This window comes from Mycolicibacterium sp. XJ870, from assembly GCF_053483975.1.
In genome coordinates this window covers 63110-87818 of record NZ_JBEFTI010000005.1, presented here as the reverse complement: position 1 = coordinate 87818, position 24709 = coordinate 63110, and the positions used below count along the sequence as shown (strand labels likewise).

21 protein-coding genes are annotated in these 24709 nt (G+C 67.4%); 11 read left to right on the top strand and 10 right to left on the bottom strand.

From position 1 onward, the window contains the following. Nucleotides 1–19 precede the first annotated feature (19 nt). Nucleotides 20–1150, bottom strand: coding sequence for a glycine cleavage system aminomethyltransferase GcvT (gcvT, locus tag ABQF30_RS19495; protein ID WP_448466769.1), 1131 nt, complete (start codon nt 1148–1150; stop codon nt 20–22). A gap of 46 nt (nt 1151–1196) precedes the next feature. Between gcvT and ABQF30_RS19490 the strand changes: the two genes are divergently transcribed. Beyond that, the gene (locus ABQF30_RS19490) at nt 1197–2288 is read left to right on the top strand and encodes an adenylate/guanylate cyclase domain-containing protein (protein ID WP_448466767.1); all 1092 of its coding nucleotides are present in this window, start codon (nt 1197–1199) and stop codon (nt 2286–2288) included. Between the two features lie 22 nt (nt 2289–2310). Continuing rightward, nucleotides 2311–3834 carry a leucyl aminopeptidase gene (locus tag ABQF30_RS19485; protein ID WP_448466765.1) on the top strand — a complete coding sequence of 508 codons (1524 nt, stop codon included), beginning with the start codon at nt 2311–2313 and terminating at the stop codon, nt 3832–3834. Here ABQF30_RS19485 and ABQF30_RS19480 read toward each other — a convergent pair. After that, nucleotides 3831–5567: an SDR family oxidoreductase gene (locus tag ABQF30_RS19480; RefSeq protein ID WP_448466763.1), complete on the bottom strand. Its 1737-nt coding sequence runs from the start codon at nt 5565–5567 to the stop codon at nt 3831–3833. The genes ABQF30_RS19485 and ABQF30_RS19480 overlap by 4 nt on opposite strands. 68 nt (nt 5568–5635) lie before the next feature. Beyond that, nucleotides 5636–5989, bottom strand: coding sequence for an oxidoreductase (locus ABQF30_RS19475; RefSeq protein WP_448466762.1), 354 nt, complete (start codon nt 5987–5989; stop codon nt 5636–5638). 202 nt (nt 5990–6191) lie between these two features. Between ABQF30_RS19475 and sucB the strand changes: the two genes are divergently transcribed. From sucB to ABQF30_RS19450, 5 genes are read left to right on the top strand one after another with little or no spacing between them, the layout of a single operon-like run. After that, entirely contained in the window at nt 6192–7952 is a 1761-nt protein-coding gene (gene sucB / locus ABQF30_RS19470; protein ID WP_448466760.1) for a 2-oxoglutarate dehydrogenase, E2 component, dihydrolipoamide succinyltransferase, read from the top strand. After that, nucleotides 7924–8859: a TIGR01777 family oxidoreductase gene (locus ABQF30_RS19465; protein ID WP_448466758.1), complete on the top strand. Its 936-nt coding sequence runs from the start codon at nt 7924–7926 to the stop codon at nt 8857–8859. Before sucB ends, ABQF30_RS19465 begins: the two co-directional genes overlap by 29 nt. A 17-nt stretch (nt 8860–8876) precedes the next feature. Beyond that, nucleotides 8877–9557, top strand: a complete 681-nt coding sequence (gene lipB / locus ABQF30_RS19460; RefSeq protein WP_448466756.1) for a lipoyl(octanoyl) transferase LipB — start codon at nt 8877–8879, stop codon at nt 9555–9557. Continuing rightward, the gene (gene lipA / locus ABQF30_RS19455; RefSeq protein ID WP_448466754.1) at nt 9554–10498 is read left to right on the top strand and encodes a lipoyl synthase; all 945 of its coding nucleotides are present in this window, start codon (nt 9554–9556) and stop codon (nt 10496–10498) included. The genes lipB and lipA overlap by 4 nt, the downstream gene beginning before the upstream one ends. Before the next feature lie 4 nt (nt 10499–10502). Beyond that, complete coding sequence (locus tag ABQF30_RS19450; protein ID WP_448466752.1) at nt 10503–11255, top strand: DUF4191 domain-containing protein; 753 nt, start codon at nt 10503–10505, stop codon at nt 11253–11255. 75 nt (nt 11256–11330) lie between these two features. Here the strand turns inward: ABQF30_RS19450 and ABQF30_RS19445 are convergent, their stop codons facing one another. Then, nucleotides 11331–11810, bottom strand: coding sequence for an RDD family protein (locus ABQF30_RS19445; protein ID WP_448466750.1), 480 nt, complete (start codon nt 11808–11810; stop codon nt 11331–11333). 146 nt (nt 11811–11956) lie between these two features. Here ABQF30_RS19445 and glnA (ABQF30_RS19440) point away from each other — a divergent pair, with 146 nt between their 5' ends. The 4 genes from glnA (ABQF30_RS19440) (at nt 11957) to ABQF30_RS19425 (ending at nt 15523) form a co-directional block, all read left to right on the top strand. Further along, a complete protein-coding gene (gene glnA, locus ABQF30_RS19440; protein ID WP_448466748.1) occupies nt 11957–13393 on the top strand; it encodes a type I glutamate--ammonia ligase in 1437 nt (478 codons plus the stop codon). 175 nt (nt 13394–13568) lie between these two features. Continuing rightward, complete coding sequence (locus tag ABQF30_RS19435) at nt 13569–14531, top strand: asparaginase (RefSeq protein WP_448466746.1); 963 nt, start codon at nt 13569–13571, stop codon at nt 14529–14531. 15 nt (nt 14532–14546) lie between these two features. After that, complete coding sequence (dtd, locus tag ABQF30_RS19430) at nt 14547–14978, top strand: D-aminoacyl-tRNA deacylase (protein ID WP_448466744.1); 432 nt, start codon at nt 14547–14549, stop codon at nt 14976–14978. Nucleotides 14979–15010: 32 nt separating this feature from the next. Further along, complete coding sequence (locus ABQF30_RS19425; RefSeq protein ID WP_448466742.1) at nt 15011–15523, top strand: DoxX family protein; 513 nt, start codon at nt 15011–15013, stop codon at nt 15521–15523. On the opposite strand, the gene ABQF30_RS19420 is transcribed toward ABQF30_RS19425, so the two are convergent. The 6 genes from ABQF30_RS19420 to ABQF30_RS19395 form a co-directional block, all read right to left on the bottom strand. After that, the gene (locus ABQF30_RS19420) at nt 15520–16380 is read right to left on the bottom strand and encodes a TIGR03619 family F420-dependent LLM class oxidoreductase (protein WP_448466740.1); all 861 of its coding nucleotides are present in this window, start codon (nt 16378–16380) and stop codon (nt 15520–15522) included. The two genes, ABQF30_RS19425 and ABQF30_RS19420, sit on opposite strands and share 4 nt — an antisense overlap. Further along, on the bottom strand, nt 16377–17006 hold the full coding sequence (locus ABQF30_RS19415) for a PaaI family thioesterase (protein WP_448466738.1): 630 nt from the start codon (nt 17004–17006) through the stop codon (nt 16377–16379). Before ABQF30_RS19415 ends, ABQF30_RS19420 begins: the two co-directional genes overlap by 4 nt. Before the next feature lie 93 nt (nt 17007–17099). Beyond that, nucleotides 17100–20090 (bottom strand): bifunctional [glutamine synthetase] adenylyltransferase/[glutamine synthetase]-adenylyl-L-tyrosine phosphorylase, encoded by a 2991-nt coding sequence (locus tag ABQF30_RS19410; RefSeq protein ID WP_448466736.1) that lies wholly within the window; start codon nt 20088–20090, stop codon nt 17100–17102. A 23-nt stretch (nt 20091–20113) separates the two neighbouring features. Further along, nucleotides 20114–21454 carry a type I glutamate--ammonia ligase gene (glnA, locus tag ABQF30_RS19405; RefSeq protein ID WP_448466735.1) on the bottom strand — a complete coding sequence of 447 codons (1341 nt, stop codon included), beginning with the start codon at nt 21452–21454 and terminating at the stop codon, nt 20114–20116. Nucleotides 21455–21542: 88 nt separating this feature from the next. After that, nucleotides 21543–23051, bottom strand: a complete 1509-nt coding sequence (locus tag ABQF30_RS19400; protein ID WP_448466733.1) for an alpha/beta hydrolase — start codon at nt 23049–23051, stop codon at nt 21543–21545. Between the two features lie 80 nt (nt 23052–23131). After that, nucleotides 23132–24646 carry an alpha/beta hydrolase gene (locus ABQF30_RS19395; RefSeq protein WP_448466731.1) on the bottom strand — a complete coding sequence of 505 codons (1515 nt, stop codon included), beginning with the start codon at nt 24644–24646 and terminating at the stop codon, nt 23132–23134. Nucleotides 24647–24709 lie beyond the last annotated feature (63 nt).

The window sequence follows — 24709 nt, the reverse complement described above, 5'->3', positions numbered from 1 at the left end:
GCGATTGTATAGGCCGAGGCTAACGAGTTTTCGGGGCCACGAAGGGGGGCTTGACGACCTCGCATTCGACCGCTCTGCCACGCACGTCCACGGTGACGCGGTCACCGTCGGCGACCTCGTGGGCGGTGTCGATCAGCGCCAGCGCGATGCCGACTTTCAAGGTGGGCGAGAAGGTTCCCGACGTGGTGATGCCAACCGGGGTGTCGCCGTCCAACACCGCGAGGTCGGCGCGCAGCACACCGCGGCCCACGGCTTTGAGCCCACGCAAGACGCGGGCAGGCCCGGCCGCCTTCTCGGCCATCAGCGCGTCGCGTCCCCAGAACGCATCCTTGCGCCAACCGATCGCCCAGCCGCAGCGAGCCTGCAGCGGTGAGATGTCCAGGGACAATTCATGGCCGTGCAAGGGGTAGCCCATCTCGGTGCGCAACGTGTCACGGGCGCCCAGCCCGGCGGGTTCCCCGCCGGCGACCCGCACCGCGTGCACCAGCGCGTCGAACACCACCGGAGCGCGGTCCCAGGCCGGAAGCAGCTCGTAACCATGCTCACCGGTGTAGCCGGTGCGACACACGCGCACCCGAGTCGATTCCCCGGTCGCTGCGCTCCTGCCCGCCGCAGCACCCTCGAATTCCGCGTCCGCGTATCCCATGTAATCCATGTCCGTGGGCAGACCGAGCGCGTCGAGCACCTCGGTCGATTTTGGCCCCTGCACGGCCAGCACGGCATACGAGCGGTGCTCGTCGGTGATGGTCAGACCTGCTGGCGCATGCTTTTGCAGTTCGGCCACGACCGCCGCGGTGTTGGCGGCGTTGGGCACCAGGAAGATCTCGTCGTCGGAGACGTAGTAGGCGATCAGGTCGTCGATCACGCCGCCAGATTCGTTGCAGCACAAGGTGTATTGCGCCTTGCCCGGCCCGATCCGGTTGAGATCGTTGGTGAGTGCGGAGTTGACGTACGCGGCCGCTCCCGGTCCGCGCACCAGGGCCTTGCCGAGGTGGCTGACATCGAACAGGCCGACGGTGTTGCGGGTCGCGGCGTGTTCGGTGACGGTCCCCGCATAGGACACCGGCATCAGCCAGCCGCCGAACTCGGCGAAGCTGGCTCCCAGCTCGCGGTGGTGGTCTTCCAGCGGTCCGTGCAGCAGCTCGCCCATGGCGATCCACCTTAATCCGGCCGCCTGCGCTGGCAGACTCGGGTAGATGGTCGATTTCGATGCGCTGGAGGCGGCCGGGATCGCCGACGCGCGCCGGCGGGCGGCGCTCCTCGAATACCTCGACGGCCTGGGCTTCACTGCTGAGGAGATGGTGGACGCCGAGCGGCACGGCCGGTTGTTCGGTCTGGCAGGCGACTCGTTGCAGCGGTCCGGCCCGCCGACCTATAGCTTGCAGACGGCGGCCGAAGCGCTGGAACTGCCAATCGACGACGTCATGCGGTTCTGGGCCGTCCTCGGCCTCACGGTCAGCGACCCCGATCAGCTGACGCTGAGTCAGGCCGACGTCGATGCCCTGACGACCTGCGTCGCGATGAGGACCGGACTTGGCGATGACGCCGCGGCCGGTCTACTGCGGGTCATCGGTGCATCCATGGCCCGACTCGCCGAGGCCGAATCGGCGGTGGTCCGCGCCGGTAAGCCCGACATCTGGATCAGCCACAGTCACGACGAGCTCACCACGGCGCGGGCCTATCGCGGGGTCGCAGCGCTCATCCCCCGGATAGGTCGCCTGATCGACGCTGTGCACCGCCACCACCTGGCCGGCGCCCGAACCTACTTCGAGGGGATTCAGCCCAACCCGTCGGAAAGCGTGGTGTGTGGTGTCGGCTTCGCCGACCTCTCCGGTTTCACCGCGCTGACCCAGCTGCTCACCCCGGCCGAGTTGTCGAGCCTGCTCAACGAGTTCGGCGCCACCGTCACCGATGTGGTCCAGTCCGACGGCGGCCGGGTGGTGAAGTTCATCGGCGACGCGGTGATGTGGGTGAGCGCCACCCCGCAGCTGTTGGCCCAGGCGGCGCTCGACCTCATCGAGCATCCACGGGCCCGCGAAACCGGGTTGGACGTGCGCGCCGGGCTGGCATTCGGCACCGTGCTGGCGATCAACGGCGATTACTTCGGCAGCCCCGTGAATCTCGCCGCCCGGCTGGTCTCCGCGGCAGGTCCCAGCCAGATCCTCGCCGATGCCGCGCTGCGCGACGAACTGCCCGACTGGCCGGCCGTCGCGCAGGAACCGTTGACACTCAAGGGTTTCTATGCGCCCGTCGCGGCCTTCGACCTGCATCCGCACCCCGCCGACTAGCGGTTGGCTAGTGTTGGAGCTCGTGAGCAGCGCCCCTGGCTACCAGTCCCCGTCCGTCACCGTCAGCTCGACCCTGCCCAAGCGCAAGAGCGACGCCGTCCTACTCGTCCCGGTCGTGACGGACGACGGAAACGGTGACGGCTCCCCCAGAGTGCTCGACAGCGGGGCGTTCCTGGACGCCGACGCGGTCGCCGAGATCACCGCGGGCCTGCGCGCGCTGAACGCCACCGGAGGCGAAGGCCAACTGCACCGATTGGTGGTCGGATCGTTGCCGGTCGCCAGTGTGGTGACCGTCGGCCTCGGCAAGCCGCGGGACGAGTGGCCTGCGGATCTGATCCGGCGCGCCGCCGGCGCCGCGGCCCGTTCGCTGGACAAGGTGGAAACGGTCGTGACGTCGCTGTCTGCGATTGATCTGGAAGCAGCCGTCGAGGGGTTGATCCTCGGCGCCTACCGGTTCAGCGACTTCCGCAGCGAGAAGACCGCGCCCAAGGATTGCGGCCTGACCAAGATCACCGTGTTGGCTCCCGACGCGAAGGCCGCAACCAAGAAGGCCGCCGACCGTGCCGTTGATATCGCGACCGCCGTGGCGACTGCCCGCGACTTCGTGAACACCCCGCCAAGCCACCTGTTCCCGGCCGAGTTCGCCAAGCGGGCAAAGGCTTTGGGTGAGGCAGCCGGCCTCGAGGTGGAAGTGCTGGACGAAAAGGCATTGGCGAAGGCCGGTTACGGCGGCATCGTCGGCGTCGGCCAGGGGTCCTCGCGGCCGCCACGGCTGGTGCGGCTGACCCACCGGGGCGGCAAGAGCAACTCCAAGAGGGTCGCACTGGTCGGCAAGGGCATCACGTTCGACACCGGCGGCATCTCGATCAAGCCCGCCGCCAACATGCACCACATGACCTCCGATATGGGCGGTGCCGCTGCGGTCATCGCGACCGTGGTGCTGGCCGCGGTGCGCCAGTTGCCGATCGACGTGATCGCGACCGTGCCGATGGCCGAGAACATGCCGTCGTCGACCGCACAGCGCCCCGGCGACGTGCTGACCCAGTACGGGGGCATCACGGTCGAGGTGCTCAACACCGACGCCGAGGGCCGGCTGATCCTGGCCGACGCGATCGTGCGGGCCTGCGAGGACGAGCCGGATTACGTGATCGAGACGTCCACCTTGACCGGTGCGCAGACCGTGGCGCTCGGGGCTCGCACGCCCGGCGTGATGGGCAGCGACGAGTTCCGCGACCGGGTCGCCACGCTGTCCCAGTCCGTCGGCGAAAACGGCTGGGCCATGCCGCTTCCCGAGGAACTCAAGGACGACCTCAAGTCCACGGTCGCCGATCTGGCCAACGTCAGCGGATCACGCTATGCCGGGATGCTGGTCGCGGGTACCTACCTGCGCGAGTTCGTCGCCGACGGGGTGGACTGGGCCCACATCGACATCGCCGCACCGGCGTACAACACCAGCGGGCCGTGGGGTTACACCCCCAAGGGCGGCACCGGGGTGCCCACACGGACGATGTTCGCCGTCCTGGAGGACATCGCAGAGCAGGGTTAAAGCACCTGTGAGCGGGCGGCGCGACGCATCGCCGACGGTGCTAATCGCGAAATTCCGTATGCCGCATAGGCTTCCGGCGTAACGGGCCGCAGCGCCTGATTCTTGGACACCGCCGAGAGGATGGCCTTGGCCACCTTCTCGGGGCCGTAATTTCGCGCCTGGAAAGCCTTTTTGGCCTGGGCGCGGCGTTTCTCCACCTCGGCCACCCGGTCTTCAGGAACGTCGAAGCGCGTGGTGTCCACGATGTTGGTGTCGATCACGCCCGGGCAGATTGTCGTCAAACCGATTCCGGCCGAAGCCAATTCGGCCCGCAGACAATCGGAGAACATGAACACCGCGGCCTTGCTGGTGGCGTAGGCATTCATCGACCCGGCCGGCGTGTAGGCCGCCATCGAGGCGACGTTGACCATGTGCCCGCCGCTGCCGCGTTCGACGAGTCGACGGGCAAACGACCGGCAGCAGTTGACAACTCCGCCCAAGTTGACCTCGAGCACCCGGTCGAACTGCTCGGCCGGGGTGTCGAGGAAGTTTCCGCCATGGCCGATGCCGGCGTTGTTGACCACCACGTCGGGCACCCCGTGAGTGGCGCACACCTGCTCGACGAAGCGTTCCACCGCGTCGGCGTCTGCGACGTCGAGCCCGTAGGCATGCGCGACACCACCGCGCTCGGCGATCACGGCTGCGGTCGCCTTCGCGCCTGCCTCGTCGATATCACTGACCACGACCTCGGCGCCCTGCTCGGCGAATGCCAGCGCGGTCGCCTGCCCGATGCCACTTGCCCCGCCGGTCACCGAAACCAGCATGTCGCCGAACGCTTTCCGTGGCCGGCCGATCTGCGCGCGCCGCAGCGCGCGGGCGGCGGGCGCACCCCCGAGATGGTCGACGAGTTCGGTCACCGCCTGTGCGAGGACCTGCGGATGCGACATCGGCGACCAGTGCCCGGCTTTGATATTGCGCTGCCACAGCTGCGGCGCCCACCGTGACAGATCGTCGAGCGCGCGTTGTTTGACGACGGGATCGTGGTCGCCGACGATCGTCTGAACCGGGATCGACACGTAGTGGTCGGATCTGGTCCGGCCAACTGTGCGGAACAGCGCCCGATAGATCTTCAGCGAGTTGGCGGCGTCGACGTCGAACTGCTCAGACCGGAACTTGGGCCCATCGGGGGAGTCGATGTTCTGCAGCCGGCGAGCGAGGCCGGCGCGCATCAACGCGGGTGCTATCACCGGCACCGAGAACGGAATCCAGTAACTCATCCGCGATGCCAGGCCCAGCGCGCGCACGAATCGAACAGGCCGGTACGGCCGCGCCAACGCGCCGAAGATGAAACCGCCGTAATGATCGGTGCTGGGGCCCGACACCGACGTGAACGATGCGACGCGGTCATGGGCGCCGGGCCGGCTCAGATACTCCCAGATACTGACCGAACCCCAGTCGTGGGCCAGCACGTGCACCGGCGCGCCCGGGCTCACCTCGCCGATGACGGCTTCGAAGTCGTCGGCCAGCTTTGCCATCGTGTAGGCGGAAGAGGGCTTTGGTACATCGGAAGCCCCGGCACCGCGGTTGTCGTAGCGCACGATGTTGAACCGGTCCCCCAGTTCGGCGACCACGCCGTCCCACAGGACGTGTGAGTCGGGCCAGCCGTGCGCCATCACCAGAGTCGGGCGGTCCGGATCGCCCTGCTCGTAGACCGCGATGCGGGTCCCGTCCTGACTGTCGACGAAGCGCTGCATTGGTGACCCTCCGCGAGATTGTCTGTTACGGCCAGTACCCAATACCGTAGGTATCGGTTGCACTGACTTTAGCGCTCGTCGAGTTCCTGTCGAGCGGCGCGCTGCCGTTCGATTCGGCGACGCGCATCGTAGTCCCGCATCCGCTGCGGATAGCCGACCCTCTGGACGTCGTACACCGGAATCTGCAGCCGGTCGCTGAGCCGCCGCGCGCCGGCGTCACCGCCTGCCCGGCGTCTGGTCCACTCGCCGTCGGCGGCGACCAGCACGACGGTGACGTCTGTGACGGTGGTCCTGGGTTCGATGTACGCCTCGACCCCGATGTGCTCGGCTACCCACTGCCGCAAGTACCGCAGATCGGCAGCCGGATCGTTACCGACTCCGCGCGCCGAGCCGCGGCGGCGGAACCTGTCGAACAGCCCCAACGGAACGGTCTCCTAACTGTGGAACCCCTGATTCGATAGTGCCAGAGGTCCCGGGAGACATGAGTAACCCTGAGTGAGTGCGAATCGTCGAGCAGTGAAAGGATGGTCCGGACAATCCACCTAGGTGCCGTACCCAGTGCACCTTGCTGTGGTAAGCCAGAGTTCGAGTCGTCACAAGTGACCGTCCGAGGAGTCAAAACACATGGCCATCTCCGTCCAGATGCCCGCGCTAGGTGAGAGTGTCACTGAGGGGACCGTCACCCGTTGGCTTAAACAGGAGGGCGACACGGTCGAACTCGACGAGCCGTTGCTCGAGGTGTCCACCGACAAGGTTGACACCGAGATCCCGTCACCGGCCGCGGGTGTTTTGACGAAGATCGTCGCGCAGGAGGACGACACCGTCGAGATCGGTGGCGAACTCGCCGTCATCGGCGACGCCGGCGAGGGCGCCGCAGAAACTCCCGCCGCCGAGCCGGAGGCGAAGTCCGAACCGGAACCGGAGCCGGAACCTGCCGCCACCGAGCCTGAAGCGGCCCCCGCCGAAACCGCCGAGCCCGAGCCGGCCCCGTCGTCGGAGCCGGCAGCGCAGGCTCCGGCAGCCTCCGGAGAGTCCACCTCGGTCGTGATGCCGGAGCTGGGGGAATCGGTGACCGAAGGCACCGTGACGCGGTGGCTGAAGAACGTCGGTGACAGCGTCGGCGTCGACGAACCGCTCGTGGAGGTGTCCACCGACAAGGTCGACACCGAGATCCCGTCCCCGGTCGCGGGCACCTTGCTGTCGATCACCGCGGAGGAAGACGACACCGTCGCGGTCGGCGGCGAACTGGCCAAGATCGGTGAGGCCGGAGCCGCTCCCGCGCCGGAGGCCAAGCCTGAGCCGAAACCCGAGCCCAAGCCTGAGCCGAAGCCGGAACCCAAAGCCGAACCCAAGCCTGAGCCGAAGCCGGAACCGAAACCCGAGCCAAAGCCAGAACCAAAGCCGGAACCCAAAGCCGAACCGGCCGCGCCCGCGGCGTCCACGGACGGCTCGCCCTACGTCACCCCACTGGTGCGAAAGCTCGCTTCGGAGAACGGGATTGACCTCGCCACGGTGAAGGGCACCGGGGTGGGCGGCCGGATCCGCAAGCAGGACGTGCTTGCGGCGGCCGACGCCAAGAAGGCTCCCCCGGCCGCACCGGCGGCTGCCGCACCGGCCGCGGCGCCTTCCGCCCCGGCTGCCCCCGCACCTGCGTTGGCACATCTGCGCGGCACCACTCAGAAAGCCAACCGGATCCGGCAGATCACGGCGAAGAAGACGCGAGAGTCCTTGCAGGCCACTGCGCAGTTGACGCAGACCCACGAGGTCGACATGACCAAGATCGTGGCGTTGCGGGCCAGGGCGAAGGCCGATTTCGCCGAGCGCGAGGGCGTCAACCTGACCTACCTGCCGTTCATCGCGCGCGCCGTGATCGACGCGCTGAAGGCTCACCCGAACGTCAACGCCAGCTACAACGAGGACAACAAAGAGATCACGTACTACGACGCCGAGCACCTGGGCTTCGCGGTCGACACCGATCAGGGTCTGCTCTCGCCGGTGATCCACAATGCAGGTGACCTGTCGCTGGGTGGGCTGGCTCGCGCCATCGCCGACATCGCCGCGCGCGCCCGGTCGGGCAAACTCAAGCCTGACGAGCTGGCCGGTGGCACGTTCACCATCACCAACATCGGCAGCCAGGGCGCGCTGTTCGACACCCCGATCCTGGTCCCGCCGCAGGCGGCGATGCTGGGTACCGGCGCGATCGTCAAACGGCCGCGGGTGATCGTCGACGAGTTCGGCAACGAGTCGATCGGTGTGCGGTCGGTGTGCTACCTGCCGCTGACCTACGACCACCGGCTGATCGACGGCGCCGACGCCGGACGGTTCGTGACCACCATCAAGCGCAGGCTTGAGGACGGTGCATTCGAGGCGGACCTGGGGCTTTAAGGCCTTGGCCGTCGTCGCGATCGCGGGGTCCTCTGGGCTGATCGGCTCGGCGCTGGTGTCAGCGTTGCGGGCTGCCGATCACCGCGTGTTACGGATTGTGCGCCGGGCGCCGTCGAACGGCGATGAGTTGTTCTGGAACCCCGACGCCGGTGAGTTCGACGCCGGGGCACTGCGGGGCGTCGACGTCGCGGTGAATCTCTGCGGCGTCAACGTCGGCGCGAAACGCTGGTCGGGCGCGTTCAAGCAGAGCCTGCGCGACAGCCGCATCGGCCCCACCGAGGTGTTGGCCGGCGCGGTGGCCGAGGCCGGGGTGCCGGTGCTCGTCAACGCCAGCGCCGTCGGCTATTACGGCGACACCCGCGATCACGTCACCGACGAATCAGCCACGGCCGGAAGGGGTTTCCTGGCGCAGCTGTGTCAGGACTGGGAGGCTGCCACTGCCGTGGCCACTGCGGCCGGAACCCGGGTGGTGCTGCTGCGCACCGGCTTGGTCCTGGCTCAGTCCGGCGGCATGCTCGGCCGGCTCAAACCGCTGTTCTCGTTCGGGCTTGGCGCCCGGCTGGGCAACGGCCGCCAGTATCTGCCCTGGATCAGCCTGGAGGACGAGGTTCGAGCCGTTCTCTACACGATGTGGACCGACGCGCTGGCCGGTCCGGTGAACCTCACCGGCCCGGCCCCGGTTACCAACGCCGAGTTCACCGCCGCGCTGGGCCGGGCGCTGAACCGCCCCACTCCGGTGATCGTGCCGGGTTTCGCGCTGCGCGCGGCGCTCGGCGAGTTCGCCGAGGAGGGACTGCTGGCGGGGCAGCGGGCCATTCCCGCGGTTCTGGAGCGTTTCGGTTTCAGCTTCCACCACAACACCGTGCGCGAGGCGCTCGCCTACGTCACCGCCCCCAAGGACCTCTGACGGGTACCGTCGAGACTGTGACGTCCATCCGCGCCGCACGTGCGGCAATAGAGGTACGGCGGTTGGGCACCGTCGATTACCAGACTGCTTGGCAGATGCAGCGCGAGATCGCCGACGCCCGGGTGGCCGGCGGGCCCGACACCCTGCTGTTGCTCCAGCATCCCGCCGTCTACACCGCGGGCAAGCGCACCGAGACGCACGAACGGCCCGTCTCTTTGGGGAACGGGGTCCCTGTCGTCGACACCGACCGTGGCGGCAAGATCACCTGGCACGGCCCCGGCCAACTCGTCGGCTATCCGATCATCGGGCTTACCGAACCGCTGGACGTGGTCAATTTCGTTCGGCGCCTTGAAGAATCGTTGATCACGGTGTGCGCTGACCTCGGATTGCAAACCGGCCGGGTCGAGGGCCGCTCGGGTGTGTGGGTTCGGGGCGACGACATCCGTCCCGCCCGCAAGGTCGGGGCGATCGGGATCCGGGTGTCGCGCGCGACGACGCTGCACGGCTTCGCACTCAATTGCGACTGCGACCTGTCGGCGTTCTCGTCGATCGTGCCGTGCGGCATCTCCGATGCCGGGGTGACGTCGCTGACCGCCGAACTGGGCCGCCGGGTCACCGTGGACGACGTCACCGACCGGGTCGCCGCAGCGGTGTGTGACGCGCTCGACGGACGACTGGAAGTAGCATTAACACAGTGAGTGTCGTCCCAGAAGGTCGGAAGCTGCTGCGGCTCGAGGTGCGTAACGCGCAGACTCCCATCGAGCGCAAGCCACCGTGGATCAAGACCCGCGCCAAGATGGGTCCGGAGTACACCGAACTCAAGGGCCTGGTCCGGCGCGAAGGCTTGCACACCGTGTGCGAAGAAGCCGGCTGCCCCAACATCTTCGAATGCTGGGAAGACCGGGAAGCCACGTTCTTGATCGGCGGCGAGCAGTGCACCCGTCGCTGCGACTTCTGCCAGATCGACACCGGCAAGCCCGCCGAGCTGGACCGCGACGAACCGCGCCGGGTCGCCGAGAGCGTGCAGGCCATGGGCCTGCGCTACTCGACCGTCACCGGAGTGGCCCGCGACGACCTTCCCGACGGGGGCGCCTGGCTGTACGCCGAAACCGTCCGCCAGATCAAGGCGCTCAACCCCAATACGGGTGTGGAGCTGCTCATCCCGGACTTCAACGGCATCCCCGCGCAGTTGGAGGAAGTGTTCGAGTCGCGGCCGGAAGTGTTGGCGCACAACGTCGAAACAGTGCCGCGGATCTTCAAGCGCATCCGGCCGGCGTTCCGCTATGACCGCAGCCTGGCGGTGCTGACCGCGGCCCGCAACTTCGGGCTCGTCACCAAGTCCAACCTGATCCTCGGCATGGGCGAGACGATCGACGAGGTACACACCGCACTGCGCGACCTGCACGACGCGGGCTGCGACATCGTCACCATCACCCAATACCTGCGGCCGTCACCGCGTCACCACCCGGTGGAACGCTGGGTCCATCCCGACGAGTTCGTCGAGCTCTCGGCCTACGCCGAGGGCCTCGGGTTCGCCGGTGTGCTGGCCGGACCACTCGTGCGGTCGTCCTACCGGGCGGGCAAGCTCTACGCACAGGCCGCGCGGGTTCGGTTCGCCGCTCAGCCCCCAGTATCCTGAAGTAATGGCGAAATCCCGCAATGCCGCTGAAACCAAAGCGGCAAAAGCCGAGGCGAAGGCTGCCCGTAAGGCGGCCTCCAAGCAGCGCCGCAGCCAGCTGTGGCAGGCGTTCCAGATGCAGCGCAAAGAGGACAAGCGGCTGCTGCCGTACATGATCGGCGCGTTCGTGCTGATCGTCGGCCTAGCCGTGGCCGGTGGGGTGCTCATCGGCGGGTTCACCATGTACACGCTCATCCCGCTCGGCATCGTGCTGGGCGCGCTGGTGGCGTTCATCATCTTCGGCCGCCGTGCCCAGAAGTCGGTCTACCGCAAGGCCGAGGGCCAGACCGGGGCGGCCGCCTGGGCGCTGGACAACCTTCGCGGCAAGTGGCGGGTCACCCCGGGCGTGGCGGCAACCGGACACTTCGACGCGGTGCACCGGGTGATCGGCCGGCCGGGTGTCATCTTCGTCGGTGAAGGCTCCCCTACGCGGGTCAAGCCGCTGCTCGCGCAGGAGAAGAAGCGCACAGCGCGGCTCATCGGCGACACCCCGATCTACGACGTCGTGGTCGGCAACGGCGAGGGCGAGATCCCGCTGTCGAAGCTGGAACGCCACCTGACGAAGCTGCCCGCGAACATCACCGTCAAGCAGATGGATGCACTGGAGTCACGACTGGCCGCCCTTGGCACCAAGGTCGGGCCCGCCGCGATGCCCAAGGGTCCGATGCCGGCCGCGGCGAAGATGCGCGGTGTGCAGCGGACCGTGCGTCGACGGTAGGTTTTTCCCGCCGGATGTGAACAAGATCGCGAGAATCTTCGTCAACCTCGCGATCTTCTTCACATTCGGGCGAAGCTAGCGGCGCACCACCGCGGTGTGGCTGGCCAGGTCATGCAGGCCGCGAAGATCCTTGTCGGAAACCAACGGCGGGATCACCAGGGCGACGAGCACAACCCGGATGAAGGCCCGGACGATGCCGATGCGGTCGCGGCCGTCCGCGGGCACCACCACCAACCCGAGGGCCAACTGTCCGGGGGTGAACGAGAACAGCCGCACGGCGACCGTGCCCAACACCATCCAGATCACCAGCACCGCGGTCGAGAGCATTGCCATCGAGACGAGGCCGACGGACATCGCGAGCGCTGCCAGCCCGTAAGCCATCAGCCAGTCGACGCACAGCGCTCCGATGCGACGCCCCATCCGGGCCATCGACCCGGAGCCGTTTTCCGGTAGTCCGAGACGTTCGCCCGGATACATGGCGGGAGCGTCCGGGCTGCCGTCCCCGGAGTCGAAAGGTCCGGGACCGGACAGCCAGGTCCCCATCGTGCGGCCCATGGTGACAGGATAGGCGGGATCGCACGAGTAGCTGCAGGCCGCCGGCAAAGCGGATTGCGTAACGTCGGCGCAACATGCGGTTGATGACCGCGCAACATGGTGTCCTTAGCGTCAACCCGCGGGTTACCAGTAAAGGAGAACACTCAGTGGCAGAAAAGACGCCCGACGACATCATCAAGCTGATCAAGGACGAAAACGTCGAGTACGTCGACATTCGGTTCTGCGATCTGCCCGGCGTCGTCCAGCACTTCTCGATCCCGGCATCGGCGTTCGACGAGAGCGTCTTCGAGGACGGGCTTGCGTTCGACGGCTCCTCGGTCCGCGGCTTCCAGTCGATTCACGAATCCGACATGATGTTGCTGCCCGACGCAGACACCGCACGGATCGACCCGTTCCGGGCCGCCAAGACCCTCAACCTGAACTTCTTCGTGCATGATCCGTTCACCCGTGAGGCGTACTCCCGCGACCCCCGCAACGTGGCCCGCAAGGCGGAGAACTACCTGGCCAGCACCGGTATCGCCGACACCTGCTTCTTCGGGGCCGAGGCCGAGTTCTACATCTTCGACTCGGTGAGCTTCGACTCGAAGATCAACGGCACCTTCTACGAGGTCGACTCCGAGTCGGGCTGGTGGAACACCGGTGAGCCCTACGAGGCCGACGGCAGCGCCAACCGCGGATACAAGGTCCGTCCCAAGGGCGGCTACTTCCCCGTCGCCCCGTACGACCACTACGTCGACCTGCGCGATGAGATGGCCACCAACCTGATCAACGCCGGGTTCACCCTGGAGCGCGGTCACCATGAGGTCGGCACAGCGGGCCAGGCCGAGATCAACTACAAGTTCAACACGCTGCTGCATGCGGCCGACGATGTGCTGCTGTTCAAGTACATCATCAAGAACACCGCGTGGCAGGCCGGCAAGAGCGTCACGTTCATGCCCAAGCCGCTGTTCGGTGACAACGGGTCGGGCATGCACGCCCACCAGTCGCTGTGGAAGGACGGCCAGCCGCTGTTCCACGACGAGTCCGGCTATGCCGGCCTGTCCGACACGGCCCGCCACTACATCGGCGGCATCCTGCACCACGCGCCGTCGCTGCTGGCGTTCACCAACCCGACGGTGAACTCCTACAAGCGTCTGGTGCCGGGCTACGAGGCCCCGATCAACCTGGTGTACAGCCAGCGCAACCGCAGTGCTTGCGTGCGCATTCCTATCACCGGCAACAACCCGAAGGCCAAGCGCCTCGAGTTCCGTTGCCCGGACAGCTCGGGCAACCCGTACCTGGCGTTCGCGGCGATGCTCATGGCAGGTATCGACGGCATCAAGAAGAAGATCGAGCCGCTCGCCCCGGTCGACAAGGATCTCTACGAACTGCCGCCGGACGAGGCCGCCAACATCCCGCAGGCGCCCACCTCGCTGTCCGCGGTGATCGACAAACTCGAAGAGGATCACGAGTACCTCACCGAGGGTGGCGTGTTCACCGAGGATCTGATCGAGACCTGGATCTCGTACAAGCGGGAAAACGAGATCATGCCGATCCAGATCCGGCCGCATCCGTACGAATTCGCGCTGTACTACGACGTATAAGTCGTTGTCGTCAGGGGCCGGGTGGCGTTCGCGCTGCCCGGCCCCTTTCGCATGAATGCGTGTCTACCTGGGAAAATCTGGCGGATTCCAGCGTAATGTCTGCCGCATGAACTCCCCCGTGTTGATGGGCAGGTTTCTCTTCGTAATCGCACTGACGGCAGGCTGTTTCACGAGTATGACTACATCGGCGAATGCCGAGCCGGCGCCCGGCCGGGTCGTGGTGATCACCACCGGCGGGACCATCGCGACGAGCACCGACGCCAGCGGTGTGCGCCGCCCGACGGTCGGCGGTGCAGAACTGGCCGCGGGCCTCGACGTCCAGGTCGTCGATGTGATGCAAAAGGACAGTTCACAGTTGACGCCGCCGGACTGGGACGTGATCGGAGCGGCAGCAAAGAAAGCTGTGGCAGACGGGGCTTCGGGCGTGGTGATCACCCACGGCACCGACAGCATGGAAGACACCGCGATGTGGCTGGACGTCACGTACAACGGGTCCGCGCCGATCGTGCTGACCGGGGCGCAGCGCAGTTCCGACAGTCCCGACGCCGACGGTCCGACCAACATGCGGGATGCGATCACCGTCGCGTCCAGTCCCGCCGCACGCGATCAAGGCGTGATGATTGTGTTCGCGGGTAACGTGTTTCAGGCGTTGGGCACCCACAAGGTGAACACCCAGGATCTCAACGCGTTCGGCGGCACACCACCGATGGGGTCCGTCGCCAACGACACCTTCACGCTGAACCATCCCGCGCGGCGGCCATTCGTCGGTGAGGTCTCGGCGGCCGGTGCACCACGGGTCGCCGTTGTCGCGGCTTTTCCGGGTGACGGCCCCGGCCCCATCGATGCCGCCGTCGCCGCCGGAGCGCGCGGAATCGTATTGGAGGCACTGGGATCGGGCAATGCCGGTGAGGGCGTGGTGGACGCGGTGCGCCGCCACGCGCCGGCCGGCGTGGCCTTCGGCATCTCCAGCCGCGTGCCGGCCGGGCAGGTCCTCGATGAATACGGTCCGGCTGACGACATGGTCAAAGCCGGCGCGGTGATGGTCCCCAACCTGCGGCCCAGCCAGGCGCGGGTGCTGATGATGGCGGCTCTGGCCGCCGGCCGGCCGGTGGGTGAGGTCATCAACCGCTGGGGCTGATGGACAATTGATCCCGTGCGTGTTCTGGTGCAGCGGGTGTCCACCGCGCGGGTGTCGGTCGACGGCGATGTCGTCGGCGCCATCGAACCATATTCACAGGGTCTGCTGGCCCTGGTCGGGGTGACCCACGACGACGATGTGGCCAAAGCGAAGAGAATGGCCGAAAAGCTCTGGCAGTTAAGGATTCTCGACGACGAGCGGTCTGCCTCCGATATCGGCGCGCCGATCCTGGTGATCAGTCAGTTCACGTTGTACGCCAACACCGACAAAGGCAGGCGGCCGTCGTGGAACGCCGCGGCACCCGGCCCGGTCGCCGAACCGCTGGTAGCCGAATTCACCGACGCCCTACGCGGGCTCGGGGCGACTGTGCAAACGGGGGTTTTCGGTGCGGACATGCAGGTGGAACTAGTCAATGACGGGCCGGTAACGGTGCTCCTCGAGCTGTGAGATTCCTGGGAAATTCGGCGTATGGTCGGCCCATGACGACCAACTTCGACGCTCGGCTCGCGAGTTACTCCTCCCCGGTGTTGAGCATTTTCCGCATCATGTTCGGTCTGTTGTTTGCGCTGCACGGCAGCATGAAGCTGTTCGGCTGGCCGCTGGGCGCCTCGATTCCGGTCGGCACGTGGCCGTCCTGGTGGGCAGGCCTGATCGAATTCGTCGCCGGTCTGCTCATCGCGGTCGGGTTCTTCACGCGGATAGCGGCATTCATCGCGGCGGGTCACATGGCCGTCGCCTACTTCTGGATGCACTGGCCCCCGCTCGAGGGCCCCGCAGCGAGCTTCTGGCCCTTCGACAAGGCGATGGGCGGCAACGGCGGTGAGGCGGCGATCCTGTACTGCTTCGCCTTCCTGCTGCTGGCCACCACCGGCGCGGGAACCCTGTCGGTCGACGGCCGGCGTCGCGTCGGAGCGGCCAGGACGACGACCGCGGCCAGAGCGGGCGAACCGGCCTACCGCGGCGGGCTACTCAGCCGTTTCCGTCGCCGTTAGCCGTCGAGCGCGAGGTCTTTCCGGAAGCGCTTCAAACCGTCGATCTTCTCGGCCAGTGTGGCGTCAGGGCCGGTGTAGAACATCCACGGCATGGTCAGGATGTGGGTGATCCCGCCGGCCTCGGCACGTTGGTAGTCCGCGATGGTGACCGCGTCGACCAACGGGGTCAGGACGGTGAAATCGGCCATCGACAACCCGGCTTCGGCGCGCAGTTCACGGATGCGGGCAATCGAGTCGATGGCGCGGTCGGTGGTGATGAGATCGCCGATCCACCCGTCGTTGCGGGCCGCCCTTCGCAGTGCCAGATCGGACAGGCCGCCGACCCAGATCGGGATGGGTGGCGGCGTGGGTTCCATCTCGAGCCGTGGGGCGGAGTAGAACTCGCCGCTGAACTCGGTCCACCCGGGCGACCACAGCGCCTGCATCAGTTCCAGCATTTCGTCGGTGCGACGCCCCCTGGCGTCGAAGCGCTGCCCGACGAGGTCGAATTCGTCCTTGCACCACCCGACACCGACGCCGAGATCGACGCGGCCACCGGCCAGACACGCCGCGGTGCCGATGGCTTTGGCCGTCGCGTACGGGTCGCGCATGGCGGGGATGTACACCGTGGTGGTGAACCGCAACCGCGTGGTCACCGCAGCCAGCGCACCGACCAGCACCCACGGATCGGGCCAGTGGGTGAACGGCTGCCAGCGGCGCTCGCCGTCCCGCGTGTACGGGTACGGCGTTGACAGCGTCTCCAGATTGACGATGTGGTCGGGTATGCCCATCCCGTCGTAGCCGAGATCGTCTGCAGCTTTGGCGATTTCGATTAGCTCGGAGGTATCGACGAAACCGCTGGCGACATAGAACTTCATCCGGCGTTCCGGGCCCAGGCCGGCATGATGAATACGCCTTCGGCCTCGACGGTCACCCCGTCGGCGTCACTGAGCCGGCCACGCGCGAACGTCTTGATGCCCTCGGTGCGCTCGACGAACGCGTCGGCACGCAACTCCCCCAACGGCGTTCCGCGCACATACCGGCAAGTGATGGTCCCGGTGTAGAGCGGCTTGTTCAGCCCGCCACTGGCCACCTCACCGAGGATGTGGTCGAGCACAAGCGCGCAGATGCCGCCGTGTACCCAGCCCGGTGGCCCCTCATACGCCGCGCCCAGGGCGAACTCGCTCCAGCAGGTGCCATCGGGTTGGTGGTGGATGTCCAGCGGCGGGGCCAGCGCATTGCGCGCTCCGACCACCGGATTCGCCCACACCACCGGCCGGCCCGTCTCTGCGTGCCGCATCGCCTGCGGCCGGTCGGGCTGCTCACGGCGCAGCGCCTCGGTAACCGCCTCGATCGTCTGGGTGGCGCCGGCGATGGTGGCTTCGTCGGCTCCCGAACGGATGCCGGCGTCGACGAGCTCACGCACAGCCCGCGTCAACGGCTCGTAGAGAGCCGTGAGCCGGTCATGCTCATCAGCGGCGATAACGTCGAACGTGTAATCCACGCCTCCTTATTAACACCACTAACAATGTTGGGTCGCCCCGGGGCGGTCGGCGGCCCACTCGGGTGCCGGCTCAGACGATGCCCAAACGCCCGCTCAGGCGCCGAACACGTTGCGCACCACGGCCTTCGCGCGCCGGGTCACCCGCAGGTAGTTGTCAAGGAACTCGCTGCCGTCGTCGTTGTGCCAACCGGCGGCCAACGCCACCGCATTGAGTTGACGTCCCGGACCGGGCAGCTGATCGGTGGGCTTGCCGCGCACCAGCACCAGCGCGTTGCGCGCCCGGGTCGCCGTCAGCCACGCTTGGCGCAGCAATTCGACGTCTCCCTCGGCAACCAGTTCAGCGGCTCCGATGGCGTTGAGCGACTCCAACGTCGAGGTGTTGTGCAAGGCCGGCACCTTGTGGGCGAACTTCAGCTGCAACAGCTGCACCGTCCACTCGATGTCGGCCAATCCGCCGCGCCCCAGCTTGGTGTGCGTGTTCGGATCGGCCCCCCGTGGCAGCCGCTCGTTGGAGACCCGGGCCTTGATCCGCCGGATCTCCTGCACAGTTTCGGCCGAGGCTCCTCCCGGCGGGTAGCGGGTCTTGTCGACCATGACCAGAAAGCGCTCGCCCAGCTCGAGATCGCCGGCAACCCGGTGCGCGCGAAGCAATGCCTGGATTTCCCAGGGCTGCGCCCACTGCGCGTAGTACGCCTCATAGGACGCCAGCGTCCGCACAAGGGGGCCGTTACGGCCCTCTGGCCGTAGCCCGGTGTCCACCTCCAGTGGCGGGTCGGCCCCCGGCGTGCCCAGCAGGGCCCGCACCTGTTCGGCGATACTCACCGACCACCGCACCGCGACGGATTCCTCGACGCCGGAGACCGGCTCACAGACGAACATCACGTCGGCATCGGAGCCATACCCCAGCTCGCCCCCGCCCAGCCGACCCATGCCGATCACGGCGATGCGCGCCGGCACGCCGGCGTCCGGGGTATTGGCCCGGATGACCGCGTCCAGCGCGGCCTGCAGCACCGCCACCCACACCGCGGTCAGGGCCTTGCAGACCTCGGTCACTTCGAGCATGCCCAGCACGTCGGCCGACGCGATGCGGGCCAGCTCCCGGCGGCGCAGCGTGCGCGCGGCCGCGATGCCACGGACTGGGTCGGCGTAGCGCCCGGCAGAGGCCACCAGGGACCGCGCCCCGCTGTCCGGGTCGCCGTCGAGCAGCTTGGGACCGTTCGGGCCGTCGGCGTAGAGCTGAATGACCTCTGGCGCCCGCATCAGGAGCTCCGGGATGTAGGCCGAGACGCCCAGCACCCGCATCAGCCGCTTGGCCACCGCGCCCTCGTCCCGCAGGGTGGACAGGTACCAGCGCTGCTCTTGGAGCTCTTCGCTGATCCGGCGGTACGCCAGCAGGCCGGCATCGGGATCAGGGGTATCCGACAACCAGTCGAGCAGCGTGGGCAGCAGCACCTGCTGCACGCGGCCCTTGCGTCCGGTGGCACCGGTGAGTGCGGCCAGATGGGTCAGTGCGCTCTGCGGTCCCTCGTAACCCAGTGCAGCGAGCTGACGTTCGGCGGCCTCGGCGCTCATCCCGGCCTCGATGCCCAAGGCGGGCTGGCCCACCGACTCCAGCAGTGGTTGATAGAACAGCTTGGCGTGCAGGCGGGACACCCGCATGCTCTGGCGCTTGAGTTCCTCGCGCAGCACACCTTGCGCGTCGTGCCTGCCGTCCGGGCGGATGTGCGCGGCTCGCGCCAGCCAGCGGAACGCTTCGACGTCGGTGTCGTCGGGCAACATGTGCGTGCGTTTGAGCCGCTGCAGCTGCAACCGGTGTTCGAGCAGCCGCAGGAATTCGTAGGAGGCGGTCATGTTCGCGGTGTCATCACGCCCGATGTAGCCGCCGGCGCCGAGCGCGGCGAGGGCGTCCACCGTGGAAGCCACGTGCAGCGAGTCGTCGTTGCGCCCATGCACCAATTGCAGTAGCTGCACGGCGAATTCGACGTCCCGCAATCCGCCGGTGCCGAGTTTGATCTCCCTGGACCGCACGTCGGCCGGAACCAGCTCCTCGACCCGGCGGCGCATGGACTGCACCTCCGGCACGAAATCCGCGCGCTCGCAAGCCGTCCACACCATCGGCATCAACGCCTCGACATAAGCCTTGCCCAACTCGGAATCACCCGCGGCGGGACGGGCCTTGAGCAGTGCCTGGAACTCCCAGGTCTTGGCCCAGCGCTGGTAGTACGCGATGTGGGAGTCCAGGGTCCGCACCAGCTGACCGCTCTTGCCCTCCGGACGCAGCGCGGCATCGACTTCGAAGAAGGCGTCGGCGGCGAACCGCATCATCTCGCCCGCCACCCGCGTAGCCGTCGCCAGATTGTCGTCGGCGAGATCCTCACCGACGAAGATGACGTCGACGTCGCTGACGTAATTCAGTTCGCGCGCACCGCATTTGCCCATCGCGACGACTGCGAGCCGTAGCTCGTCGCATTCACTGTCACCGCATACCGCCCGGGTGGCCACCGTCAGCGCCGCGCCCAGCGCGGCGTCGGCGAGGTCGGACAGGTGCGTACCGACGGCGACGAACGGCAGCACCGGTTCGTTTTCGACGGTCGAGGCGACATCCAGTGCGGCCAGTACAAGCAGCCTGTCCCGGTACAGGTTGCGCATCGTCGGCACTGCCGCACTTCCGCCCCTGTCGAGGTCGACGCTGCGGGCCGCCGCCCCGAAGCTCTCGCGCAACTGCGCTGCGGTCGGCAGCGCCACGTTGCCCACCAGCAGACGCCAGGATTCGGGATGGGCCACCAGGTGGTCGCCGAGCGCGAGTGACGACCCGAGTACGCCGAACAGCCGGCCGCGCAGCGCCCGATCAGTGAGCAGTTCGCGGTTCAGTTCGTCCCAATCGCTGCCGAGCGCGTCGGCCAGCCGCACCATCGCCAAAAGCGCGGCATCGGCGTCCGGGGCGCGCGACAACGACCACAACAGCTCGACGTGTGCGTCGGTGTTCCAGCCGAGACGGTCGAGTTCGGCGGGAGCCTGCGGATCGACGAGCCCGAGGCGGCCGACGCTTGGCAGCTTCGGGCGTTCGGTTGCAGGTTTGGCCACGTCCCGAAGGTTACAACGACCGGTTACAAGGAGAGATAGGTCTTCAGCTCGTACGGGGTGACGTGGCTGCGGTAGTTCTCCCACTCGGCGCGCTTGTTGCGCAGGAAGTAGTCGAACACGTGCTCCCCCAACGCTTCTGCGACCAATTCGGAGCTTTCCATGGCTTCGAGTGCGTTGCCCAGACTGGACGGCAGCTCGCGGTAACCCATCGCGCGACGTTCCTCCGGGGTGAGGCTCCAGACGTTGTCCTCGGCCTGCGGGCCCAGCACGTAGCCCTTCTCGACGCCGCGCAAGCCGGCGGCCAGCAGCACCGCGAAGGTCAGGTACGGGTTGCAAGCCGAGTCGGGGCTGCGGACCTCGACACGCCGCGACGACGCCTTGCGCGGCGTGTACATCGGCACCCGCACCAACGCCGAGCGGTTGGCGGCCCCCCACGACGCGGCAGTCGGGGCTTCCCCGCCGTGCACCAGCCGCTTGTAGGAGTTCACCCACTGGTTGGTGACCGCGCTGATCTCGCTGGCGTGCTCGAGGATGCCTGCGATGAACGACTTGGCCACATCGGAGAGCTGCAGCGGATCGTCGGGGCTGTGGAAGGCGTTTGTGTCGCCCTCGAACAAGCTCATGTGGGTGTGCATCGCCGAACCGGGATGCTCGGCGAACGGCTTTGGCATGAAGGAGGCCCGCACCCCGTCGGCGAGAGCCACCTCTTTGACGACGTATCGGAACGTCATCACGTTGTCGGCCATCGACAGCGCGTCGGCGTAGCGCAGGTCGATCTCCTGCTGCCCGGGCGCGCCCTCGTGATGGCTGAACTCCACCGAGATACCCATCTGCTCCAGCGCGTCGATGGCGTGGCGGCGGAAGTTGGGGGCAGCGTCGTGCACGGCCTGATCGAAGTAGCCGCCGTTGTCGGCCGGGATCGGCTCAGTGCCGTCGTTCGGGCCGGGCTTGAGCAGGAAGAACTCGATCTCGGGGTGCACGTAGCAGGAGAATCCGAGGTCGCTGGCCTTGGCCAGCTGCCTGCGGAGCACGTGGCGCGAGTCGGCCCAGGACGGCGAACCGTCGGGCATGGTGATGTCGCAGAACATCCGCGCGGAATGGTGGTCGCCCTTGCTCGACGTCCAGGGCAGCACCTGGAATGTCGACGGATCGGGCCGCGCGACGGTGTCGGATTCCGACACCCGCGCGAAGCCTTCGATCGAGGAGCCGTCGAATCCGATGCCCTCCTCGAACGCCCCTTCGAGTTCGGCGGGCGCGATCGCTACCGACTTGAGGTATCCGAGGACGTCGGTGAACCACAACCGAACGAACCGGATATCGCGTTCCTCCAGCGTGCGCAGCACGAATTCCTTCTGGCGGTCCATGCCCGCAGCGTAGGCACCGGCTGTTAAATCTGTGTTACAGCCCTGCTCCGTTCGATTTTCCGCGTCGCTTCGCGCCCGCACCGACGACCTAGCAGCGGAGGTTGCCGGGCGGCTGTTTGCGGTCGATGAGGAAATTCAGCACGGCAGTGTCGACGCATGCGTCACCGTTGAACACCACGGTGTGCTGGGCACCGTCGAACGAGATGAGGGCCGCATCCAATTGCCGGGCCAGGTTCACGCCCGCCTCGTACGGGGTGGCCGGATCACCGGTGGTGGAAACCACCACGACCTTGCCCGGCCCCGGCCCGCGCACCTCTCGCGGCGCCGATGTCGACGGCACCGGCCACAGCGCGCAGATGTCGCGCGGCGCGTACCCGGTGTAGGCGCCGTACGCCAGGAACGGGGCCACCTCGCGGATGCGCCGATCGGCGTCGGCCCACACTGCGGGGTCGGTGGGATACGACGAGTCGACACACCGGATCGCAGTGAACGCGTCCTGCAGGTTCTTGTAGTGCCCGGCGTCGTCGCGATTCTGATAGTCGTCGGCCAGCAGCAGGAGGTCACCCGCGTCGGTGCCGCGCTGCAACCCGAGCAGCCCGCTGGTCAGATACGGCCAGTACCGCGCCGAATACAGCGCGTTGACCGTGCCGGTGTTGGCGTCGGCATAACTGAGTCCGCGCGGGTCGGAGGTGACGGCCGGTCGCCCCACGAGCGGCTCGACGAGTTGCCGGTAGCGGCCGGCGAACTGGGCCGGGTCGGTACCCAGCGGGCAGCCCGGAGACTTTCCGCAGTCTGCGGCGTAGGAATCGAAAGCCTTTTGGAATCCGGCCATTTGGCGGATGTTCTTGGTGATCGGGTCCACGCTGGGATCGACGGCGCCGTCGAGCACCATCGCGCGCACCCGGTCACCGAACTGTTCGGCGTAGGCCGCCCCCAACTCGGTGCCGTAGGAGAACCCGAGATAGTTGATCTCGTCCTCCCCGAGCGCGGCGCGCACCGCGTCCATGTCCCTGACCGTCGACGCGGTGCCGATGTTCGCCAGGAAAGGCGCCCCCATCCGGTCCAGGCACTGCTGTGCCAGTTGGCGATACAAGCCTTCGATGTGGGCGACGCCGGCCGGGCTGTAGTCGGCCATCGGTTCGCGACGGTAGGCGTCGAACTCGGCGTCGGTGCGACAGCGCAACTGCGGGGTGGAATGTCCGACGCCGCGCGGGTCGAAGCCGACGAGATCGAACCGGCGACCGATCTCGGTGTCGGCCAGCGCGGCGCCCATACCGGCGACCGTGTCGACCGCCGATGCACCCGGTCCGCCCGGGTTCACCATCAGCACCCCTAGGCGGTCGCCCCTGGCCGGCACCCGGATGACGGCCAATTGTGCTTGCGCGGCTTGAGGATTGGCGGAATCATTCCAATCGATCGGCACCGCGACGGTGCCGCACTGTGCGGTCGGGATGGCAGAAGGATCGGCAACCCATGGCGCGCAACTGCCCCACACCGGCGAGGCCACGGCGACCGGGGTGGTCACCGGCGCCACCATCGCCGAGAGGACAAGCAGCATCCCCAACACGATTCCGCCCACCCACCGCACGGCTGACATGGTCGCACGGCCGCCGGTGCCAGGTCTGCGGCCGACGCTGACCAGAGATCGCCCGGCAACCAGACGGTGACCTTGCGGCCCTAACAGCGGGTATCGGGTCCGGGCACGGTCACGTCGACGAGGTACGTCGCGGCGATGTCGTCGACGCACTTGTCGCCCTGGAAGACCACGGTGTGCTGGGTGCCCTCGAACGTGACGAGGGTGCCGCCGAGCTGGCGGGCCAGATCCACCCCGGCCTTGTACGGAGTGGCCGGATCGTTGGTGGTCGAGACCACGAGCAGCGGTGGTAGGCCGGTCGCCGAGATCTCATGCGGGTCGCTCGATGGCGGCACCGGCCAGAACGCGCACGCGCCAAGCGGTGCGTGGCCGGTGAACTCGCCGTAGCTCATGAACGGGGCCACCTCGCGCAGCTTTCGGTCCTGCTCGACGACCGTGGCGCGATCGGTGATGGCGGGCCTGTCCATGCAGTTGACCGCGACCCGCGCGTCGGTCGAATTGTTGTAGTGGCCCTGGGCATCCCGGCCCATGTACAGGTCGGCCAGCGCGAGCATGAGGTTGCCGTCGCCGTTCTTGAGAGAGGTCAACGCATCGGTCAGATGCCGCCATAGGTTGGGCGAGTACAGCGGCAGGATCGTGCCGACGGTGGCGTCGCTGTAACTCAGCCCGCGCCCGTCCCTGGTCTTGGCAGGGTTCTCGACCAATGGGTCGATCAGGCTCTTGTACACGTCGACGGCCTTGGCCGGGTCGGTCCCCAGCGGGCAGTCCGCATTCTTGGCGCAGTCGGCGGCGTAGTCGTCGAAGGCCTTCTGGAAGGCCGCGGCCTGACGGATGCTCTCCTCCACCGGGTCCGCATTGGGATCGACAGCACCGTCGAGGATCATCGCGCGGACCTTGTCGGGGAATTCTTCGGCGTACATGGCGCCGATGCGGGTGCCGTAGGAGTAGCCCAGGTAGGTCAGCTTCTCATCGCCGAGCGCGCCCCGGATGGCGTCCAGATCCTTGGCGACGTTCTCAGTTCCGACGTTGGCCAGGAACTCCGTACCCATCTTGTCGACGCAACGCTGAACGAAGTCCTTGGTCTCCTGCTCCAGGTGGGCCACGCCTTCGGGGGTGTACTCCACCGTCGGATCGGCACGCTGCCGGTCGTTGTCCGCATCGGAGTTGCACCACACCGCCGGATTCGACGAAGCCACACCGCGCGGATCGAACCCGACGACGTCGAACCGTTCCTTCACCGGTTGCGGCAGGCTGGGCAGCAGCGACAGCGCAGACTCGACTCCCGATTCGCCGGGCCCGCCCGGGTTGATCACCAGCGACCCGATCTTCTGACCAGAGGCCGGGAAGCGGATCATCGCGATGCGCGCGACGTCGCCGTCAGGCTTGGAGTAGTCCACCGGCACCGAGAGCAGCCCGCATTCGGCTCCGTCGGGGATGTTCACCTGGTCGCCCGCGCCGCCGTTGCACGGCAACCACTGCACCGGCGTGCCCGGCCGGGGCACCGCGATGATGGCGCGCCCATCGATCACCTGGCTGCAGCCGGCCACCACCAGCACCGTCATCGCCAGCAGCGCGCCGAGCCTGATCCTGAGCCTCATGGCTCCACATGCTGCCATGACGCGACATCGCCGCTGGCTGCGCCCGGTCGAAGGAGCTCGGAG

Coding starts and splice junctions, on each gene's coding strand:
- gcvT (WP_448466769.1), bottom strand. CDS start 1,150: ATGGGCGAGCTGCTGCACGGACCGCTGGAAGACCACCACCGCGAGCTG.
- ABQF30_RS19490 (WP_448466767.1), top strand. CDS start 1,197: ATGGTCGATTTCGATGCGCTGGAGGCGGCCGGGATCGCCGACGCGCGC.
- ABQF30_RS19480 (WP_448466763.1), bottom strand. CDS start 5,567: ATGCAGCGCTTCGTCGACAGTCAGGACGGGACCCGCATCGCGGTCTAC.
- sucB (WP_448466760.1), top strand. CDS start 6,192: ATGGCCATCTCCGTCCAGATGCCCGCGCTAGGTGAGAGTGTCACTGAG.
- ABQF30_RS19450 (WP_448466752.1), top strand. CDS start 10,503: ATGGCGAAATCCCGCAATGCCGCTGAAACCAAAGCGGCAAAAGCCGAG.
- ABQF30_RS19445 (WP_448466750.1), bottom strand. CDS start 11,810: ATGGGCCGCACGATGGGGACCTGGCTGTCCGGTCCCGGACCTTTCGAC.
- ABQF30_RS19435 (WP_448466746.1), top strand. CDS start 13,569: ATGACTACATCGGCGAATGCCGAGCCGGCGCCCGGCCGGGTCGTGGTG.
- ABQF30_RS19425 (WP_448466742.1), top strand. CDS start 15,011: ATGACGACCAACTTCGACGCTCGGCTCGCGAGTTACTCCTCCCCGGTG.
- ABQF30_RS19420 (WP_448466740.1), bottom strand. CDS start 16,380: ATGAAGTTCTATGTCGCCAGCGGTTTCGTCGATACCTCCGAGCTAATC.
- glnA (WP_448466735.1), bottom strand. CDS start 21,454: ATGGACCGCCAGAAGGAATTCGTGCTGCGCACGCTGGAGGAACGCGAT.
- ABQF30_RS19400 (WP_448466733.1), bottom strand. CDS start 23,051: ATGTCAGCCGTGCGGTGGGTGGGCGGAATCGTGTTGGGGATGCTGCTT.
- ABQF30_RS19395 (WP_448466731.1), bottom strand. CDS start 24,646: ATGAGGCTCAGGATCAGGCTCGGCGCGCTGCTGGCGATGACGGTGCTG.